The sequence below is a fragment of the Amycolatopsis sp. genome, assembly GCF_035546795.1.
GTDB lineage: Bacteria > Actinomycetota > Actinomycetes > Mycobacteriales > Pseudonocardiaceae > Amycolatopsis_E.
The window spans coordinates 43132-57454 of record NZ_DASZWC010000047.1 but is presented as its reverse complement, the minus strand read 5'-3'; the positions used below and the strand labels follow the sequence as shown (position 1 = coordinate 57454).

Annotated in this window: 14 protein-coding genes; 9 read left to right on the top strand and 5 right to left on the bottom strand. The window is 69.3% G+C overall.

The genetic code is table 11. From position 1 onward, the window contains the following. Positions 1-13: 13 nt before the first annotated feature. On the bottom strand, positions 14-1078 hold the full coding sequence (locus VHD82_RS25660) for a DUF7065 domain-containing protein (protein WP_325709074.1): 1065 nt from the start codon (positions 1076-1078) through the stop codon (positions 14-16). Positions 1079-1387: 309 nt separating this feature from the next. Between VHD82_RS25660 and VHD82_RS25655 the strand changes: the two genes are divergently transcribed. Next, positions 1388-2884 (top strand): MFS transporter, encoded by a 1497-nt coding sequence (locus tag VHD82_RS25655; protein ID WP_325709071.1) that lies wholly within the window; start codon positions 1388-1390, stop codon positions 2882-2884. Positions 2885-2903: 19 nt separating this feature from the next. On the opposite strand, the gene VHD82_RS25650 is transcribed toward VHD82_RS25655, so the two are convergent. Together VHD82_RS25650 and VHD82_RS25645 are read right to left on the bottom strand one after the other, a co-directional pair. After that, on the bottom strand, positions 2904-3719 hold the full coding sequence (locus tag VHD82_RS25650) for an NAD(P)-dependent oxidoreductase (RefSeq protein WP_325709068.1): 816 nt from the start codon (positions 3717-3719) through the stop codon (positions 2904-2906). A 45-nt stretch (positions 3720-3764) separates the two neighbouring features. Further along, positions 3765-4619, bottom strand: a complete 855-nt coding sequence (locus VHD82_RS25645; RefSeq protein WP_325709065.1) for an acyl-CoA thioesterase — start codon at positions 4617-4619, stop codon at positions 3765-3767. Positions 4620-4726: 107 nt separating this feature from the next. Between VHD82_RS25645 and VHD82_RS25640 the strand changes: the two genes are divergently transcribed. Then, positions 4727-5959 (top strand): CoA transferase, encoded by a 1233-nt coding sequence (locus VHD82_RS25640; protein WP_325709062.1) that lies wholly within the window; start codon positions 4727-4729, stop codon positions 5957-5959. Positions 5960-5987: 28 nt separating this feature from the next. Beyond that, positions 5988-6125 (top strand): hypothetical protein, encoded by a 138-nt coding sequence (locus tag VHD82_RS25635; protein ID WP_325709059.1) that lies wholly within the window; start codon positions 5988-5990, stop codon positions 6123-6125. 39 nt (positions 6126-6164) lie between these two features. Here the strand turns inward: VHD82_RS25635 and VHD82_RS25630 are convergent, their stop codons facing one another. Continuing rightward, a complete protein-coding gene (locus tag VHD82_RS25630) occupies positions 6165-7010 on the bottom strand; it encodes an SDR family oxidoreductase (RefSeq protein ID WP_325709056.1) in 846 nt (281 codons plus the stop codon). A gap of 77 nt (positions 7011-7087) precedes the next feature. On the opposite strand from VHD82_RS25630, the gene VHD82_RS25625 reads away from it, so the two are divergent. Further along, the gene (locus tag VHD82_RS25625; protein ID WP_325709051.1) at positions 7088-7639 is read left to right on the top strand and encodes a helix-turn-helix domain-containing protein; all 552 of its coding nucleotides are present in this window, start codon (positions 7088-7090) and stop codon (positions 7637-7639) included. A gap of 12 nt (positions 7640-7651) precedes the next feature. Here VHD82_RS25625 and VHD82_RS25620 read toward each other — a convergent pair whose 3' ends face one another. After that, positions 7652-8224: a TetR/AcrR family transcriptional regulator gene (locus VHD82_RS25620; protein WP_325709048.1), complete on the bottom strand. Its 573-nt coding sequence runs from the start codon at positions 8222-8224 to the stop codon at positions 7652-7654. Positions 8225-8313: 89 nt separating this feature from the next. Here VHD82_RS25620 and VHD82_RS25615 point away from each other — a divergent pair, with 89 nt between their 5' ends. The 5 genes from VHD82_RS25615 to VHD82_RS25595 all read left to right on the top strand — a co-directional run bounded on the left by VHD82_RS25615 (position 8314) and on the right by VHD82_RS25595 (position 14322). Then, positions 8314-8697 (top strand): ester cyclase, encoded by a 384-nt coding sequence (locus VHD82_RS25615; RefSeq protein WP_325709045.1) that lies wholly within the window; start codon positions 8314-8316, stop codon positions 8695-8697. 273 nt (positions 8698-8970) lie between these two features. Next, positions 8971-10461, top strand: coding sequence for an APC family permease (locus VHD82_RS25610; protein ID WP_325709042.1), 1491 nt, complete (start codon positions 8971-8973; stop codon positions 10459-10461). A gap of 17 nt (positions 10462-10478) precedes the next feature. Then, on the top strand, positions 10479-11276 hold the full coding sequence (locus VHD82_RS25605) for an alpha/beta fold hydrolase (RefSeq protein ID WP_325709039.1): 798 nt from the start codon (positions 10479-10481) through the stop codon (positions 11274-11276). Positions 11277-11280: 4 nt separating this feature from the next. After that, positions 11281-12492, top strand: coding sequence for a GNAT family N-acetyltransferase (locus VHD82_RS25600; protein ID WP_325709036.1), 1212 nt, complete (start codon positions 11281-11283; stop codon positions 12490-12492). A gap of 228 nt (positions 12493-12720) precedes the next feature. Next, entirely contained in the window at positions 12721-14322 is a 1602-nt protein-coding gene (locus tag VHD82_RS25595; protein WP_325709033.1) for an ABC transporter substrate-binding protein, read from the top strand. Position 14323: the final 1 nt, after the last annotated feature.

Genomic DNA, 14323 nt, shown 5'->3' with positions numbered 1-14323 from the left:
GGTCGGACGGTGGTCAAGAGCGGGCGGTGGCGCGCAGGGCGGCGAGCATCTTCCGGAAGTGGTCGAGGCGCCAGCCGTCCTGGTCCTCGCCCCAGCCGATCTTCCCGTCGTACTCCCAGCGCATCAACGCGTTCGAACCGGCCCCGTGCTCGCACATGTGGCTCACGGCGAACCCTTCGGCCTCCATCGAGCGGCCCGCGGTGTCGGTCAGTTCGACCTGCATGTGGGCGCTCCAGCCGGTGGCCGGGTCACGGAAGTCGCGCATCCGGCTCCGTGCCGGGTCGAGGCGCTGGAATTGTCCGTCCTTCAACAGCCAGCCTACGTTGAGCGGAGACCAGCCGCGCGCGTCGCCGTCCTGCGGGCGGACGAAACCCAGAAAACCGGTCTGTCCGCCGGCGTGCCCGAAGATGTACTGAATTCGCCCGCGCCCGCGTTCGCGCTCGATTTCGCGCCAGCGCGGACCGCCGGGCTCGCGCACTTTGTGCTCGCCACGAAGGTACGCGGGCTTCCGGCTCCGCGAATGCGGGCCGCCGCGTGGTCCCCACGTCCGGTCACGGACCGAATAGCAGTCGATCGGTATCCGCTCACCGCGGAGCGTCAGCTCGCCGGTGAGGTGGCCCAGCTGGTCGAGGTGCGGGTTGTGCAGCATCGGCGGTTCGCCGGGGGTGAACCGCCGCGGCGGGTGCACGCCGTGGTGCTCGAACTCGATCGCGAAGCCGGCGTCCCGGTCGGCGTAGGCCACGTGGTAGTCCATCAGCGGCCGCAGCATCTTCACCGAGAAACCACCGCCGGGGAACGTGATGTCCCGCAGGTCGGGTGCATCCGGCATCGGCACGGCCGGGGCGTGCTTGTAGTAGGCGAGGCGCCCGGGGTCGGTGCCCGAGGGATCCCAGGCGAAGACGCGCCAGGTGACCTCGCCCTGGTTGCCGTGGTAACCGGCGTGCAGCCACGCGCCCAGCCCTCGCTCGGGGACGTTGAGCGACCACCACGTGGTTTCCAGCTCGTACGGATCGTCCGAGAACTCGTGGTAGGTGTCGTCGGCGGGTCCGAACGGGGCGAGTTCCGCGATCGTGCTCACCACGCGAAAGTAGCAGCGCACGCACCCTCCGGGCAATATTCAGTAACCTGTTCTCCGGCCTGGTGGATTCCTGTCGGCAGCCGCCGATCTGCTGAAACGGTCGTTGCTCCGCCGGCCCGGCCCTGGTTATGCTGATCACTGCGCACTTTGGGGCGCAGGCGTCACCTCACCGCGGAGGTCCGGACGGCCGGATTCGCGGTTTGCTTCAGTGTGCATGGACGCGGATTCAGTGACCTGTTGGACCTTCTCCGTCTTTCCCGACGCGGTGCCCGGTGCGTTCGCCACGGGCACCCTGATTCAGGAGGCATCGTGAGCGAAGCCCCGGCCACCCCACTGCCGACCGAAGATCCCGGCGCACCGGCCATCGGCGGGCCGCGGCGCTCGACCGGATATTACGTCCTGCTGATCGTCGTCGTGCTGCTGATGGCCGAAACCACGGTCCACGGCGCGATCCTGCTGTACTCGGCCCTGCCGTACATGTACCCGGCGTTCACGTCGGCCCAGCTGCCGTGGATCATCACGGTCACCCTGCTCGTCGCCGGGGCCATGCAGCCCCTGATCGGCAAGCTCGCCGACGTGTTCGGGCGGAAACGGCTGCTGCTGACCGTCGCCGTGCTCTACATCGCCGGGTCGGTGCTCGGCGCCGTCGCGGGCAACTTCCAGCTGATGCTGGTCGCGCGGATCCTGCAGGCCGCCGCTGTCGCGCTGCCCGGCGTCATCTACTCGTTCTTCCGCGACTACCTGCCCAGGCGGATGGTGCCGATCTCGGTCGGGCTGGTTTCCACCAATATCGGGGTTTCCGCGATCGTCGCCCCGTTCATCGCGGGCGGGCTGCTGTCCGGTTTCGGGACCTACCGGGCGATCTTCTGGTTCTGCGCCATCTACATGGCCGTCGTGGCGCCGATCGTGTACTTCGTCATCCCCGAGATACGGCAGGCGAGGAAAAGCGGGCCGCGGCAGCGGGTGGACTTCCTGGGCTCGGCGATGTTCACCGTCGGGGCGGGCCTGATCCTGTTCGGCATCAGCGACGCGTCCACCGCCGGCTGGACGTCGACGACCGTGCTGTTGTCATTGGTACTCGGTGTGGCCTTGCTGGTCGCGTTCGGCTTCGCCGAGTACCGGATCAAGCAGCCGATGATCGACATGAGACTGCTCGGCGGTCACGCGCTGCGCACCACGCTGCTGGTTTCGCTGTTCGCCGGCGTGATGTCGACCGCGTGGGGCTACGTCGTCCCGCAGCTCCTGGAAACCCACGCGCATCCCGGAATCGACTACGGCTTCGGCCTGTCCGCCACCGAAGTCGGCGTCGTGACACTGGCCAACGGGATCCTGAGCATGGCCTGCGGCCCGCTCGGCGGTTACCTGACGAAACGCACCTCGCCGCGGTTCGTGATGTTGTTGTGCTGCCTGAGCGGCATCGTCGCGGCGGTGCTGACGGCCTTGTGGCACAGCGAGTTGTGGCATTTCGTCGTGTTCGGCCTGATCATGGGCATTTCCTCCGGGTTCTACTACGCGTCGGGACCGAACCTGGTGATCGAGGCCGTGCCCTCGCGCGTGACCGGGGTGAGCACCGGTATGCAGGCCTTCACCTCCGCGTTCGGCGGCTCGGCGATGCCGGTCGTCATCGCCGCGGTGCTCGCGGCCAATGTGCTCGAGGGCGGGAAGGAACCGGTCTACGCTTCGCACGGCTACACCGCTGTGTTCCTCATTCTTGCGGCCGCGGGCGTGGTGGCTCTGGTGATGACCTCGTTCATGCGGCACGGCAGGCAGCCTGCGACCGGTGGCGCGGTTTCGGCGCACCATTGAGCCCGGCGCGGCGGGCGGTTCAGTCCGTGGCCACGCTGATCGGCCCGTCGCTCGCGGCGCGCAGCAGCGGGCCGAGCTCGACACCCAGTTCCGCGGCCACGGCCCGGCAGGCGGCCACGTCCTTGCGCAGGAAATGCGCCACCGCCGCGGCGAACGCTTGCGCGCCACCGGCTTTCCCGACGTGGGCCGCCGCGGTGCTGCCGCCGCTGCTGACCGCGAGCGCCTCGAAGAAGGCGGACTCGTCCACTCCCATGGCGCGGCCCGCTTCGGCGCCGGTGAGGGTGAGCTGGGCGATCGCCGCGAACAGCAGGTTGTTCAGCAGCTTCATCCGCAGGGCCGAGCCGCGCCCGCCCGTGCGCAACACCTTGCCCGCGTAGGCTTTCAGCACCACGGTGGCGCGTTCGGCCGCGGTGCCCGAGCCGCTCAGGTAGACGGTCAGCCCGCCCTCGCGGATGACGTCCGCGGTCCCGCTGAACGGCGCATCGAGAACGGCGACGCCACGCGGCCCGGCGAGCCCGGCGAGCTGATCGATCGTGCCGGGAGTGCCGGTGGTGTGGGAGACGAGGACCGTCCCTTCGGCCTGGTGCGCGACGAGCTCGGTGCCGACTTCGAGCAGCTGCTCGTCGTCGAACAGGCTCGTCACCACCACCTCCGCGCCCGCCGCGGCGCTTGCGACCGAGTCCACTGTTTCCGCGCCAAGCCCGGCGAAGCGGTCGCGGACCTCAGGCCTGCGGGCATAGAGGCGAAGGCGGTGCCCGGCGGCCAGGATCCGTTCCGCCATCGGCGCTCCGGTCTGCCCGGCGCCGACGAACCCGACTGTCATCGCTGTCGTCATGGTCCGGATCCTAGGGCGGTCCGCCGCGGACACACCAGCACCCGCTCAGTCCATTGTGGACCGATCGTCGGCTGTTCCGGCGCGCCGGAGCAACGCGACCTGCGCGATGGTGGCCACCAGTTCGCCGCGGGTGGTGTGCAGGCAGCCGTGCACGAGGCAGCGCCCGTTCGCCACCGACATGGTCTTGGTGGACAGCAGCAACCAGCGGGTCGCGGGCGCCGGCCGGTGGAACCAGACGGAATGATCCAGGCTCACCGTGGTGAACGCGTCCGGGTCCGGCCGTTCCCAGCGGGCGCTCAGGGCCAGCCCGAAGTCACTCGCGAAGGCCTGCGCGCACGCGTGCACGAGGGCATCCCCGGGAAGTGGTTCCTTCGCCCGCAGCCAGAGCGGGTGCAATGCCGGGCGCCCACCGGCTTTCGGTGGGCAGGCAGGCCGAAGCTCGAACGCGCTCATCGCCGCGCCGTTGTCCAGCGGCGAGGGCCAGGGCGGCAGCGAGTCCGGGTGCGGCCCGGCGTCGTAGGAGGGCTGCAGATCGTCACCCGGCTCGCCGGTGTGGAACGAAGCCAGCAGCGCCAGTACGGGTTTTCCGTGCTGTTCCACCGTGACCTGGCGGTTGGCGAAGGCCCGCCCGTCGCGCGGGCTCCACGTGTGCAGGGTGAGCGGCTCGTACGGACGTCCGGCGCGGAGGAACTGCGCGTGCAGCTGGTACGGGTGCGCGCCGCGCGGAGCGGTGAGACCCGCGGCCCGCAGCGCCTGCGCGACGAGTTGCCCGCCGAAGAGGCGTCCGGTCGCACCCCCGGGCGGGCTCACCGCGGTGAACGTGCCGGCGCCCGACGGCACCAGGTCGAGGAGGTCGGACAGGGCCGGATAGGAGCTCCCCGTTGGTGCGGAAGGGTTCACTGACTCCGTCCTGTCCTGTTCGCGGACACGTGGATCTTCCGCGGTGGGCCTGGCACGACCTAGGATTCAGTTTATCCAATTTTCGCGACAGCGAGGAGACGGGCGCAATGCAGCGACCGATGGAGGGCGTACGGATCCTGGAAGTCGCCCAGTTCACGTTCGTGCCCGCGGCGGGCGCGGTGCTGGCGGACTGGGGTGCCGACGTCATCAAGGTGGAGCACGCGGAGCGCGGTGACGCGCAACGCGCGCTCGTGCGCCTGCTCGGCCTCGATGCCGCGAGTAAAGGCTCCTCTTTCTTTCCCATCATGGAGGGGCCCAACCGCGGCAAACGCAGTATCGGGCTGGCGCTGGAAAAGCCCGGCGCCCGCAAGGTGCTCGAGGAGCTGATCCGGTCCAGCGACGTGTTCCTGACGAACTTCCTGCCGGGCGCTCGCCGGAAACTGGGCATCGAGCTCGAGGACGTGCGTGCGATCAACCCGGACATCATCTACGTTCGCGGTTCGGGATTCGGTTCCCGTGGCCCGGACGCGGACAAAGGTGGGTACGACAGCACGGCGTTCTGGGCGCGCGGCGGAAGTGCCGCCGGAGTCACGCCGCCGGGTTCGGAACGGATGATGAAGATGCCTTCGGGGGCCTATGGCGATTCGATCGGCGGGATGACCATCGCCGGTGGCATCGCGGCCGCGCTGTACTCGCGCAAGGCCACCGGCGAACCCTCGGTTGTCGATGTGTCGCTGCTCGGTGTCGGGGCGTGGGCCACGCAGTTCTCGGTGAACCTCGCGCTGCTGGCCGGTGGCCCGCCGCCGCTGCCGGAACCGCCGAAGCACGGTTCCGCGACGAACCCACTCGTGGGCTCCTACCGCACGTCGGACGATCGCTGGCTCGAGCTGTGCATGCTGCAGCCGGGCCGGTACTGGGCGGAGTTCGTCCGGATCGCGGGCCACGAGGAGCTGGCGGCGGACGAACGGTTCGACACCACCGAGAAGCTGATGGCCAACGCGGCCGAAGCGGGCGAGATCGTCGCCGGGATCATCGGGGCCCGGACGTTCGCCGAATGGACCGAGCTGCTCGACGGCGGGGAAGGTCAGTGGTCGGCGGTGCAGAATGCCTGGGAGATCGGCCAGGATCCGGCCCTGCGCGCCGTCGGGATGATCGCCCCGGTCGTCGATGCCGACGGCCGGGACCGCGAGCTGGTGGCCAATCCGGTGCAGTTCGACGAGACGCCGGTACAGCTGCGCCGTGCGCCGCAGTTCGCCGAGCACACCGAGGAACTGCTGCGAGAGCTCGGGCTTTCCGACGCCGAGCTGGCCCAGCTCAAGATCGATGGTGCCATCACGTGAACCCCGGCGAGTCGCTGGATCGGCCGAGGTGACCGATCCGGTGGCGGCCCCGGCCGGCGTCCGCGAGCGCCGGGGCCGGCGGGAGCTCGACACGGGCACCGGCCCGGAGACGAGGAAACAGCTCAACGCGGGCCTCGCGGCGATGAACGACCTGCGTCGCCACTGAAGAACGGGCTGCGACGCACCCACCGCGGCCGATCGCCGCTCACGAACGCTGGTCCGCGAGGAACCGGTCGAAGGTGCGGGCTTTCCGGCCGGTCAGCTCTTCGACCGTGGTGGTCGTCCCGGCGAGGACCCCCTGGGCGACTTCGGCGTAAAGGGCGGCCACGTCCTCGGCGAAACCGGACGGGAGACCCTGGGCGGTCAGTTTCGCGGCGAACGCGTCGGGCGGGAGATCGACGTACCGCACCGGCCGGCCGAGCGCGACCGACAGTTTCGCCGCGATCTCGTTGTGGTCCAGTGCTTCCGGTCCGGTGACCACATAGCTGCCGACGGCGTCGCCGGCCAGTGACACGGCCGCGCAGGCCGCGATGTCATAACAGTCTACATAGGACACCCGGGCGCTGCCGTACGCGCCGAGGAGATCGCCGTCCTCGGTGAACGAGCCCGTGCCCGTCAGGAAGTTCTGCATTAACCCGCTCGGCTGGAGGATCGCCCAGCCGATACCCGACTTCTTCAGCGCCTCCTCGATGATCCAGTGCGCCCCCTCGGCGAGTTTGCCGCCCTCGCGCGCCCGCCACACCGAAACCTTCACGATCCGCGTGACGCCGGCGCGACGCGCCGCTTCGATGGCGGCGAGCTGTCGGCGGATCATCGGCTGCTCGCCTTCGGCAGGCACCGCGCCGGGGCCGTTGAGGAACAGTGTGCCGACTCCTTCGAACGCGCGCTCCAGTGACCGGGGTTCGTCGAAATCCCCGACCACGAAAGGACATCCGAGCTCGTGTCCCTGCCAGGGCCGTCGGACCAGCGCCCGGAACGGCACCCCGTCGGCGCTCAGGCGCCGCACCAGATGGCGGCCGATCGAACCGGTGGCACCCGTCACGAGAAGCATCGGACATGTCCTCACGGTAGAAGTTGAGGGGATCTCAAGTTAAGCTAATGAGGGCACCTCGACTTGGCAAGGAGGAAATGATGGCGGCCCGGCGGATGCGCGCCGATGCGCGGCGTAACCGGGAGCTGTTGCTCGAAGCGGCGGATGCGGGGTTCGGAGAGTACGGCGTCGAAGCCTCCCTCGGGCAGATCGCCCGGCGGGCAGCCGTGGCGGCCGGCACGCTCTACGCGCACTTTCCAAGCCGGGCCGCACTTGTCGCCGCGCTGTTGCGCGCGCGCCACGACGCGCTGTTCGAACTCGGGGATTCGTTGCCAGGAAAGGAAATCGCGACATGGGTCCGCGCGGTCACGGCACATGCCGCGGCCTACCGGGGCCTGGCCGGGTTCCTCGCCGCCGGGCTGGATGACGCGGCGTCGGAGTTGCACGACGACTGCGCGCGGATGGCCGTGATCACCGAACGCCTGGTGAGCGAAGCACGTGCGGCGCGGCTACTCGAACCGGACGTCACCGCGGCCGACGTCCTCGCGGTGACCAACGCCGCCGCGTGGACGCGCGAGCAGGTCGGCGGCACACAGGCGGACCGTCTGATCGAAGTCGCGATGCGGGGCTTCCGCCGCGGCCCGGGATAAGGCGCGTCGCGCTCAGTTTCCTTGGCGTGGCGTGATTCCCTCCAGCAGGAGATCGAGGAAGGCGTCCGCCTGCTCCGGGCTCCCGGCGCGGGCGACGGCGGTGGTGAGCGCCATCAGATCGGTCGCGTCCAGGCCGGGCCGGATAGCGCCGTCGGCTTGCGCCGCGGCCAGCAGGGGTGCGGCGGCGTTGTCGACGGCCTTGTGCCAGGCCGCGATCTGTGGCGGCTCGACGCCGGGCGGGCCCGGCTGGGCGGCCATGAACGCCTCGGCCAGTACCCGGCTTTCGGTGAGGTGGACGACGACCTCCCGCAGCCAGTCGATCAGTGCCTTGCCGGGATCCCGTGCCGTGACCCGGTTTTCCGCCGCCTCGCACAGCAGCCGGATCCGTTGGTCGTAGATGGCCTCGATCAGTTTCCCCCGCGTCGGGAAGTGCCGGTACAGGGTGGCGTTGCCGACCCCGGCGGCCTTGGCGATGTCGTCGAGCGAGGCGCCGGCCCCGTCGGCGTCGAGCACGGTCTCCGCGGCGGCCAGCAGGCGGTCGTAGTTGCGTTGCGCGTCGGCGCGGCGCACCGGTCGGGAAGCCATTGCGCCAGTCTACTTGTCAATCGGGGAGCTGTCCCCGTATCTTGGCCGGAGGAAACGGGGACAAGTCCCCGATTATGGAAGGAGAGACGATGACCGAGGTGCTACGGCCGGCGGCGGTGGCCAGGGCGATCATCGCGGCCCGGGACAGCGACGACCTGGACACGAGCCTGCGTTTCATCGCGCCCGAGTCGCTCGACCAGGGCGTGCGGGCCGGCCGGGACGACTGGCGGCGGAAGTGGGAGGCGATGCGCGCGGGGTGCCCGGACATGGAGGTGGTCACCGAGCACAGCGTGGAGAACGGTGAATGGGTGGCCAACCGCTACACCATCCGTGGGACGCACACCGGGGATTTCTTCGGTCAGCCACCGACCGGCGAACGCTTCGAGATCCACGGGCTCGACATGGTCCGGGTGCGCGACGGACAGCTCGTGGAGCACTGGGCGTTCGCCGAACCGCTGCCTGGCGGTCGCTGAGCCGGTGATCGCTCTGTGGGAATGCTGGAAAATGCTTGCGCCGTCAATTACCTTCGTCGGCGTGAACCAGCCGGCCCGCCTTTCGAGTAGGCGCTACCTGGACCTGTGCCTGTTGTTCGGCGCGCTCTGTCGCTGAACGGAAAGCATCTCGGTCACGCGTGGAATTCGTTGCCACGCGGCGTATTCCTGGCCCCGCCGGCGGCGGGGCGCCGGAAAAACTCGTCAGGTCTCCCTTTTTTCGGTTCTGGCACCGAAAGGTCCGGTTGATCCAGCATGACCACGGAAAGATCCATTCCCGCCGTTCTCGACACCCGCCAGGGCGAACTGCCCGCCGGTGAGGTGTCCGGACTCGGTGTCTTCGCCCAGGGACTCGCCGCCGCCGCGCCCAGCGTCGCGATCGCGGGCGTGCCGGGTTCACTGTTTCTCGTCGCCGGCAAGGGCGCGCTCTGGGCGGCCATTGTCGGCGGTGTCCTGGTATATCTCGTCGCCACGGTGATCGCGCTGCAGGCGCGGCGCACGGTGTCCTCCGGTTCGCTCGGCACGTACGCGGGCAACGGTCTCGGGCCGGTCGCGGCGTTCGTCACCGGATGGGCGCTGATCATCGGCTACATCGGGTTCGCCGCGGGCGGCGTACTCGGTGCCGTGCTGTATTTCAACGCGTTCCTGCAGGAGATCGGCCTGCACACCGATCACCTGGTGTTCAAGGTCGCGCTCCTGGTGCTGGCCACCGCTGCGGCCCTGTACATCCCGTTCCGCGGGGTGAGCGTGTCGGTGAAGTTCGGTCTCGGGTTCGAAGTGGTGTCGCTGCTGGCGATCGCGATCATCCTCGTCGCTTCGTACGTCACCTACGGCGCGCGCCTCGACGGCGGCCAGTTCACCTTGGGCCACCTCGGTCACAGCAGCACCCTCATCGCCGCGGTGACGGCGGTCGGCTCCTACGCCGGATTCGAAAGCGCCGCCTCACTCGGGCACGAAGCCAAGGACGCGCACCGCAACGTGCCGCGCGCGATCCTGCGGCTGGTGATCGGGCTGGCCGTGCTGTACCTGCTCGCCACCTATCCCGAGGTGCTCGGTTTCCAAGGCGCGCACCAACTCGATACCGACAGCACCCCGCTGCCGGTGGTCGCGCAGAACGCCGGCGTCAGCTGGGTGACCTATGTGGTCGACCTCTCGCTGGGCACCGCGATGATCGTGTTCTCCTCGGCGGTCGTCAACTCCGGCGCCCGCAGCCTGTTCACCCTCGCCCGCGAGCACGCGCTCCCGGCGCCGCTCGGCCGGGTGCACCCACGTTTCCGGACGCCACACGTCGCGATCGGGCTCGTCGGGCTGGTCGGGTTCGTCGTCGGGCTGGTCGGCACCGTGAACACGGTCGGCCGGTTCCAGTGGGACGTCTACGTCGGGATCGTGTCGAGCTACGCGTATCTGTTCGCCTATCTGCTGGTGGCGATCGCGACCCCGTTGTGGCTGCGCCGGATCAGGGCGCTCAACCCGGCCAGTCTCGTCGTTTCGGTGCTGGCCGTCGCCGGAATCGTGTACGTGATCTACAAGAACCTGATCCCGGTGCCGGAGGGCGCGTACCGGTACCTGCCGTACGTGTTCCTCGTGCTGCTGCTGGCCGGGCTGGCCCGGTTCCTGTGGCTGCGCGTCACCCGGCCGGAGGTCGCGGCCAGGGTGGGTTCGATCCAGACGCTGTCGGACGCGGAGCAGGAACGGCTTGCCGAGCTCGGCATCCTCGACGCGATCCGCCGGCCCAACGTCCACTGAGGACAGAGGAGATCACCATGCCTTTCTTCGACAGTCCCGACGCCCGGCTCTACTACCGTGCCTGGGAGGTGGACCGGCCCGTCGCCGGATTCGTGTTCCTGCACGGGGGAGGGGAGCATTCGGGACAGTTCAGCAGGCTGGCGTCCCGCCTCAACGCCGCCGGCATCGACGTGTGGGCGATCGACCACCAGGGCCACGGAATCTCCGGCGGTGAGCGCGGGGTGGTGCGCTCCCTCGACGTCCTCGCCAGGGACGCGCTCAGCCTGGCCGACATCGTGCGCGAGCGCCGTCCGGGGCTGCCGCTGGTGATCGGCGGGCACTCACTCGGCGGCTGGACGACCGCGCTGGCGGTCACCAAGAACCCGGCCCCGTTCGCGGGCGCGGTGCTCACCGGCGCGAGCCTGCGCGGTCGCACCGCACTCGCCGAACCGTCCACAGGGGACAGTTTCCGGTTCGACATCTCCGTGCTGGCGGCGGATCCGGACTATCTGGAGGAACTGGAGAAGGACCCGCTGGTCCAGCTCGTGCTGCCCCAGCCCGAGGTGACCGCCGCCGCGCTCGCCACCGCGGCCGGGCAGCTGGCCACGGCGTTCCCCGCCACGAGCCTGCCGATACTGCTGGTCAACGGCACCAGGGACGCGCTCGCGCCGATCGAGGACGCGCGGCACTGGCGGGACACGCTGGCAGACGCGCGGCTCGTCGAAATCCGCGACGGCCTGCACAACGTGCTCAACGATGTCGACCACGTCGAAGCCATCGATGCCGTCCGCGACTTCGTGCTCGGGCATCTTCGAACTTCTTCGGGAACGGAGTGAAACCGTGACAGGGCAACAGGAAATCGAGATCCGGACGCTGGCGACGGCCGGGGAGGTCAACGCCGGGTTCCGGGTGTTCCTGCGTGCCATGGTCGGCCTGCCGTTCCGTGACGTCGACGCCACCGGGATCACCGACCCCGGCCGCTACCTCGGCGCGCTCGACGGGGCGGACGTCGTCGCCGGGGCCGACTCGTACGGCAGCTGGCTGGCCGTGCCCGGTGGTGCCCGGGTGCCGCACGCGGCGGTGACTCACGTCGGCGTGCTGCCGACGCACCGGCGCCGCGGGATCGTCAGTGGGCTCATCGCCCGGCAGCTGCAGGACATCGCGGAACGCGGCGAAGTGGTGGCGTCGCTGCGGGCGTCGGAGGCGGTCATTTACGAGCGTTTCGGTTACGGCGTCGCGAGTTCCGCGCAATCGGCGCGGGTGAGCCTGCGCCGCGCGGGGCTCCGTCCGGAGGTTCCCGCGGGCGGCACGGTCCGGCTGGTCGACGGCGCCGTCACCACCGAGCTGCTGGCCGGCATCTACGACCAGGCCTCGTGGACCGGCGCGATCGGGCGCCCGGCGGGCTGGTGGCGGTTGCAGGAGATCTCCCGCGGGTCGGACACCGTGGCGCACTACGTGGTCGTGCACAGCACGGACGGGGCCGACGACGGGTACGCGGTCTATCACCCGGTGCAGACCGGCGGCTGGTTCGCCAGCCAGGACAAGACCGTCACGGTGACCGATTTCGTGGCGCTCAACGATTCCGCGCGGGCCGGACTGTGGCGGCACCTGCTGTCGCTGGACCTGGTCGACGCGGTCGCCTTCGATTCGCTGGCGCTGGACGACCCGCTGCCGCTCGCCGTCGCCGATCGCAGGGCGGTGGAACTCGGCTCGGCGCGTGACGAGACATGGCTTCGCCTGGTCGATGTCGAGGCCGCGCTGCGAGCACGCAGCCGGGGCGGTGAAGATCCCGTCGTGCTGGGTGTGCGTGACGCGTTGCTTGCCGGCAACAATGGAAACTTCGAAGTGGGCCCGAAATCCGTGACCCGTACGGACGCCGCCGCCGACCTGAACGTCGACATCGCGACACTGGCCGCCGCGTACCTCGGCGGCACCCGCTGGCGCCACCTCGCTGCCGCCGGCCGCGTCGGCGTCCACGATCCGGACGCGATCCGGCGCGCGGACGCGCTGTTCACCACGGCCGTGCTTCCGTTCTCCGGCACAGTGTTCTGAACCGAGTCGGCGCCGACGCGGCCTGTTCCGTCACGAGTACTCCGGGCGGACGCTCCGGTCGCCTCCCGGCATCCCGGAGCCCGTTCCCACTTCGTGAACAGGCTCAGGAAAATCCGTCCGCGGTACTACATTCAAAGGCGTGACCGGCTCCGGCGGCTGCCGCCGGAGCCACCGTCCGTTGTGGACTGGTCTCCCCGCTTTCTCCCCGCAGAAAGAAATCCCCGAATCATGGCCTCATACAAGCGCAGAATCCTCGCGTGGACCGCCGCGGCGACGAGCCTCGTCCTGCTGCTCGCCGGGTGCGGCTCGAGCAGCGGCGCCGTCGCCGGTTCGCAGCCGCGCGACGGCGGCACCCTGATCATCGGGCAGTACCAGGAGGTCACGCAGTTCGACCCGAACCGGCAGTATTCCTGGGAAACCTGGCGGATCGACCGCAACATCTACGAAACGCTGGTGGACGAGGACCTGTCGTCGCCGACCGGGGTGCCGAAAATCGTGCCCAGGCTGGCCACGTCGTGGACGGTGAGCCCGGACGCGACCACCTACACCTTCCAGCTGCGCAAAGGCGTGAAGTTCAGTGACGGCACGCCGTTCGACGCGCAGGCCGTGCAGTTCAACGTGCGCCGCTTCACCGACCCGGCGTTCGAGTACTACGACAAGGTGAGCGCCTCGACCATGTCCCTGGTGTACGGGGACCTCGCGTCGTTCAAGGTGCTCGACGACTACACCGTGCAGTACACCTTCAAACACCCGTTCCTCGATTTCCTGCACCAGATCCCCAACAGCGGCAACGCGGCGTCGGGCATCTTCAGCCCGGAGGCGCTGAAGAAGTACGGCCAGGACGGGCTCGCCGACCATCCCGTGGGCACCGGGCCGTTCACCTTCGCCGAACGGGTCCGCGGCGACCACACCACGCTGGTGCGCAACCAGGACTACTGGGGTGCGCGGCCCCATCTGGACAAGGTGATCTTCAAGCCGATCGGCGACGACCAGAGCCGGGTCGCCGCGCTGCAGACCGGGGCCGTCGACCTGATCAGCCGGGTGCCACCGGATTCGGTGTCCACTTTGGAGAAGGGCGGCTACTCGATGCCCGAGAACAAGGGCGTGCCACAGATCATCTACTACAGCTACAACTTCGCCAACCCCTTCCTGCGGGACAAGCGGGTCCGGCAGGCGATCATCGAGGCGGTGGACCGCAAGCAGCTGGCCGCGACCATCTACAAGGGATACGCCGAAGCGGCCACGTCGATCGTCAACCAGGGCAACGAAGCGTACGACCCGTCGGCTGTCGATTATCCCTACGATCCGGCGGCGGCGAAAAAGCTGTTGACGGACGCGGGTTATCAGCCGGGACAGGTGAAGTTCACCATCCTGTCGGACACCACGGGCCAGCCCACGGCGGAGTACCTGCAGCAGTCGTTGCAGGCGATCGGCATCGACGCCTCGGTGCAGTCGTTCGAGTGGATCACCTACGGCACCCGCACCGCCAACCTGAAGCCCGAGGACGGCCTGTACCTCGGCGAGTGGGGCTACGTCGCCGCGAACTGGGTGCAGATCGCGCACAAGTACAGCGTGGTCGCGCACGACGGGGACAAGTACTCCGACACCAGCGCAGCCACGGTGCAGGCGATCACCACGGCGGCGGGCAACTCCGACCCCGCGAAGTCCACCGAGCTGTGGCAGGCAGCGGCGCAGGCCTGGGCGAAGGACGCGACGATCTTCCCGTTGCTGTCGTTCAACCGGTACTACGCCGTCTCGCCGCGCGTCGGCGGATTCGTCTGGCCACAACAGGACCACTACGACCTGTCCAAGGTCTGGGTGGCGAACTGAC

Bases quoted from the DNA above. Each gene is read 5' to 3' on its own strand.
- VHD82_RS25650 (WP_325709068.1), bottom strand. From the start codon at position 3,719: ATGACGACAGCGATGACAGTCGGGTTCGTCGGCGCCGGGCAGACCGGA.
- VHD82_RS25615 (WP_325709045.1), top strand. From the start codon at position 8,314: ATGACCGAGGTGCTACGGCCGGCGGCGGTGGCCAGGGCGATCATCGCG.
- VHD82_RS25595 (WP_325709033.1), top strand. From the start codon at position 12,721: ATGGCCTCATACAAGCGCAGAATCCTCGCGTGGACCGCCGCGGCGACG.
- VHD82_RS25605 (WP_325709039.1), top strand. From the start codon at position 10,479: ATGCCTTTCTTCGACAGTCCCGACGCCCGGCTCTACTACCGTGCCTGG.
- VHD82_RS25630 (WP_325709056.1), bottom strand. From the start codon at position 7,010: ATGCTTCTCGTGACGGGTGCCACCGGTTCGATCGGCCGCCATCTGGTG.
- VHD82_RS25610 (WP_325709042.1), top strand. From the start codon at position 8,971: ATGACCACGGAAAGATCCATTCCCGCCGTTCTCGACACCCGCCAGGGC.
- VHD82_RS25625 (WP_325709051.1), top strand. From the start codon at position 7,088: ATGATGGCGGCCCGGCGGATGCGCGCCGATGCGCGGCGTAACCGGGAG.
- VHD82_RS25620 (WP_325709048.1), bottom strand. From the start codon at position 8,224: ATGGCTTCCCGACCGGTGCGCCGCGCCGACGCGCAACGCAACTACGAC.
- VHD82_RS25640 (WP_325709062.1), top strand. From the start codon at position 4,727: ATGCAGCGACCGATGGAGGGCGTACGGATCCTGGAAGTCGCCCAGTTC.